The organism is Nocardiopsis sp. TNDT3, from assembly GCF_003427465.1.
GTDB classification, from domain to species: Bacteria; Actinomycetota; Actinomycetes; order Streptosporangiales; family Streptosporangiaceae; genus Nocardiopsis; species Nocardiopsis dassonvillei.
This window is the reverse complement of sequence record NZ_QPFC01001194.1, coordinates 1-3,922: the sequence shown is the minus strand read 5'-3', so window position 1 is coordinate 3,922 and position 3,922 is coordinate 1. Positions and strand designations below refer to the sequence as shown.

Annotated in this window: 3 protein-coding genes; all 3 read left to right on the top strand. The window is 72.1% G+C overall.

Features of this window, described 5'->3' with window-relative positions:
- Window positions 1-283 precede the first annotated feature (283 nt).
- The 3 genes from DQW06_RS25695 (at window position 284) to DQW06_RS25685 (ending at window position 3,878) form a co-directional block, all read left to right on the top strand.
- Complete coding sequence (locus DQW06_RS25695; RefSeq protein WP_071621003.1) at window positions 284-1,123, top strand: EamA family transporter; 840 nt, start codon at window positions 284-286, stop codon at window positions 1,121-1,123.
- Window positions 1,124-1,168: 45 nt separating this feature from the next.
- Window positions 1,169-2,170, top strand: a complete 1,002-nt coding sequence (locus tag DQW06_RS25690) for an amidohydrolase family protein (RefSeq protein ID WP_013156344.1) — start codon at window positions 1,169-1,171, stop codon at window positions 2,168-2,170.
- Window positions 2,171-2,306: 136 nt separating this feature from the next.
- Window positions 2,307-3,878, top strand: a complete 1,572-nt coding sequence (locus DQW06_RS25685; protein ID WP_117199457.1) for a long-chain-fatty-acid--CoA ligase — start codon at window positions 2,307-2,309, stop codon at window positions 3,876-3,878.
- Window positions 3,879-3,922: the final 44 nt, after the last annotated feature.

The window sequence follows — 3,922 nt, the reverse complement described above, 5'->3', positions numbered from 1 at the left end:
CGCAGGCGCGCGGGGCTGGAGCGCGGGGGCCGGAGCACGCGAAGTCAGGAGGCCAAGCGCGCGGGCTCAGGAGGGTTGTCCACAGGCGTGACAGCGGGATGGTGGACGGCTCCCGGGAGGGGCATGCTGTTGATGGGGGCGCCCGGCCTCCGCGCCGTGGAACACGTCCCCCATGACAGGTATGCCCACCGCGGTCCCGGCACCACCCCGCGCTCCCCGGTCTGTGGACAACCGCCTAGCCTTGCCGGATGCCCCTTCCGCCCCCGATGCCCGTCTCCACCCCATGACGCCGTGGGTCGTGGCCGTGGTCCTGCTCGCGGCGCTGCTGCACGCGGGCTGGAACGCGATCGCCCACTCCATCACCGACCGCCTGCTCGGGTTCGCCCTGATCGGCCTCGGCGGAATGCTCGCCGCCCTGCCCCTGCTCCCGGTCGTGGGACCGCCCCCGCGCGAGGCCTGGCCGGTCCTGCTCGCCTCCCTCGCCACCCACCTGCTGTACATGAGCCTGCTGATGGCCTCCTACCGGACCGGCGAGTTCGGCCAGGTGTACCCGATGGCACGCGGCACGGCGCCGTGGGTGGTCGCCCTGACCGGCATCCTCCTGCTCGGCGAGTCGATGCCCCCGTCCGACCTGGCCGGGGTCCTGGTCGTCTCCGCCGGGCTGACGACGCTGGTGTTCGCGGGCGGCCGGCCCTCCCGCGCACAGCTCCCCGCGCTGCTGGCGGCCTTCGCCACCGGCGTCAGCATCGCCGTCTACACCGTGGTCGACGCCCACGGGGTCCGCCTCACCCAGGATCCGCTGGGCTACATCACGTGGCTCATGTTCCTTCAGGGACCGGTGTTCTTCGTGGTGGCGGTGTTCACCCGCCGAGGCGCACTTCCACGCCAGCTCAAGCCGGTCTGGAAGTTCGGACTCCTGGGCGGCGTGGTCAGCGCGGTCGCCTACGGGCTCGTGCTGTGGGCGCAGCTGACCGGCGCGGTCGCGGGCGTCGCCGCGCTGCGCGAGACGAGCATCGTCTTCGCCGCGGTGCTGGGCGCACTGCTGTTCGGGGAGCGGTTCGGCCCGGTGCGGGTCGCCGCCTCCGTCATCGTCGTGACCGGAGTTCTCCTCCTGGCTTTCTGAGCGTCTTCATGACTCTGACCAGCGCTTACCCGTATCGTTTCCGGCGTGACACGAGCCTCGACCCCCTCCGGGTCCACCACCGCGACGGACACCGCCGCCACCGCTACCGCCACTGACACCGACACCGACACCGGTTCCGGAACCGGCCCCGGCTCCCCCCACCCGGCGGAGCCCGCGCCCGACCACGGGCCCGAGTCCGCCGCCGTACGCGCGGTCTGGCAGGACCTGGGGCTCCCCGGGCTCATCGACGTCCACACGCACTTCATGCCCGACAACGTGCTGCGCAAGGTGTGGGCCCACTTCGACGCCCTCGGCGGCCTGTGGCCGATCACCTACCGCTTCGACGAGGACGAACGCCTGTCCCTGCTCCGGGGCTTCGGGGTCCGGCGCTTCACCGCCCTCTCCTACCCGCACCGCCCCGGCATGGCCGCCTGGCTCAACGACTGGGCGGGCGACTTCGCCGACCGCAACCCCGACTGCCTGCGCAGCGCCACCTTCTACCCCGAGCCGGAGGCCCGGGACTACGTGGCCTCGGCGCTGGAGGCGGGTACCCGCGTGTTCAAGGCACACCTCCAGGTCGGCCGCTACGACCCGCGCGACCCGCTGCTGGCCGACGTGTGGGGGCTGATCGCGGACGCGGGCACGCCGGTGGTGGTCCACTGCGGTTCGAGCCCCGAGGCGGGACCCTTCACCGGCCCCGAACCCTTCGCCGAGACCCTGCGCGCCCACCCCGGGCTCACCGCGGTCATCGCCCACGCCGGGGCCCCCGACTACCGCGCGTTCCTGGACCTGGCCGAGGACCACGAGCGCGTCCACCTGGACACCACGATGGTGTTCACCGAGTTCTCCAAGGACTGGGCGCCCTTCCCCGACCAGGAGGTGCCCCGTCTGAAGGGCGTCGCGGACCGGATCCTGTTCGGCACGGACTTCCCGAACATCCCCCACCCCTACCTCGAACAGCTCCGGGCCCTGGCCCGGCTCGACCTGGGCGATGACTGGCTGCGGGACGTCCTGTACGGCAACGCCGCCCGGCTGTTCGGGCTCTGAGGGCCACCGGCTTCCGGCAACCAGTGCTGGACAGCCGACGGCCGTCCGGTGATGGTGGTCGTGGGGCGGCCGTCTTCGGCCTCCGCCGCCCCGACCACCGCCCACCATCACCGACGCGGAAAGGCACCCCGGCACCATGGAACTCGCCCTGACTCCCCTGGAGTTCGCCCGCCGCACCCGAAGACTGCACCCCCGGCGCGAGGCGGTGGTGGACCGTGGCCTCCGGCTCACCTACGAGGAGTTCTTCGACCGCTGCGACCGCTGGTCCCGCGCCCTCCAGAACATGGGGGTCTCCAAGGGCGACCGCGTCGCCTACATCTCCCCCAACACCCACGCCCAGCTGGAGTCCTTCTACGCCGTGCCGCAGCTCGGCGCGGTGCTGGTACCGGTCAACTTCCGGCTGTCGGCGGACGACTTCGTCTACATCGTCAACCACTCCGGGGCCCGGGTCCTGTGCGTGCACGCCGACCAGCTCGACGCCGTGGACGGCGTCCGCGACCAGATGCCGGACGTGGAGCGGTTCGTCGCCCTGGAGGGGGCGCGCCCCGGCTGGGAGGACTACGAGACCCTCGTCGCGCAGTCCACGGCGGACTACACCCGTCCCGGGATCGACGAGACCGACCTGCTGACCATCAACTACACCAGCGGGACCACGGCCCGGCCCAAGGGCGTCATGATCACCCACCGCAACGCGTACATGAACTCGGTGGGCACCCTCCTCCACCTGCGGATCGGCATCGACGACCGGTACCTGTGGACGCTGCCGATGTTCCACGCCAACGGCTGGACCTACACGTGGACGGTGACCGCCGCGGCCGCCGCCCACGTGTGCCTGCCCGCGATGGACCCGGCCACCGTGTACGAACTGATCCGCTCCGAGGGGGTCACCTGGCTGTGCGCGGCCCCCACCGTGCTGATCATGCTGTCCAACGCCCCCGAGGAGGTGCGCGGCGAGGTTCCGTCCGGCGTGCACGTGGTGACGGCCGGGGCCTCGCCCGCCGCCGACACCATCGAGCGCCTGGAGGACGGTTTCGGGTGGACCGTCACCCATGTCTACGGGCTGACCGAGACCACGCCGTTCATCACCGTGTGCGAGCCGCGCGCCGAGCACGGCGGCCTGTCCCCGCGCGACCGCGCCGCCGTCAAGGCACGCCAGGGGGTCGAGCTGATCACCTCCGGCGAGCTGCGGGTGGTGGACGCCGACGGCGTCGAGGTGCCCTGGGACGGCACGACGGTCGGGGAGATCACCGTGCGCGGGAACGTGGTGATGAAGGGCTACTACAACGACCCGGAGGCCACTCGGAAGGCCATGGGCGACGGCTGGTTCCACACCGGCGACGCGGCGGTCACCCACCCGGACGGGTACGTGGAGATCCAGGACCGGATCAAGGACGTCATCATCTCCGGCGGGGAGAACATCTCGTCCGTCGAGGTGGAGGGGGTCCTGCTGCGGCACCCGGCCGTGCTGGAGGCGGCCGTCGTGGGCGTGCCGCACGAGCGCTGGGGCGAGTCGCCGAAGGCGTCCGTGGTGCTGCGCGAGGGCGCCGCGGCCACGGAGGAGGAGCTGATCGCCTTCGCCCGCGACAACCTGGCGCACTTCAAGGCGCCCACACAGGTGGAGTTCGTGGAGCAGCTTCCCAAGACGGCCACCGGCAAGATCCAGAAGTTCGTACTGCGCGGGGGCGCGTCCGCGGTGTCGCGGCAGTAGCCGCCGGGTTCAGGCCGGGGCCCGCGCCCCCGCAGGGCGCGGGC

What these genes read in the sequence shown, in the direction of transcription:
- DQW06_RS25695 (WP_071621003.1), top strand. Translation starts at nt 284, where the DNA reads ATGACGCCGTGGGTCGTGGCCGTGGTCCTGCTCGCGGCGCTGCTGCAC.
- DQW06_RS25685 (WP_117199457.1), top strand. Translation starts at nt 2,307, where the DNA reads ATGGAACTCGCCCTGACTCCCCTGGAGTTCGCCCGCCGCACCCGAAGA.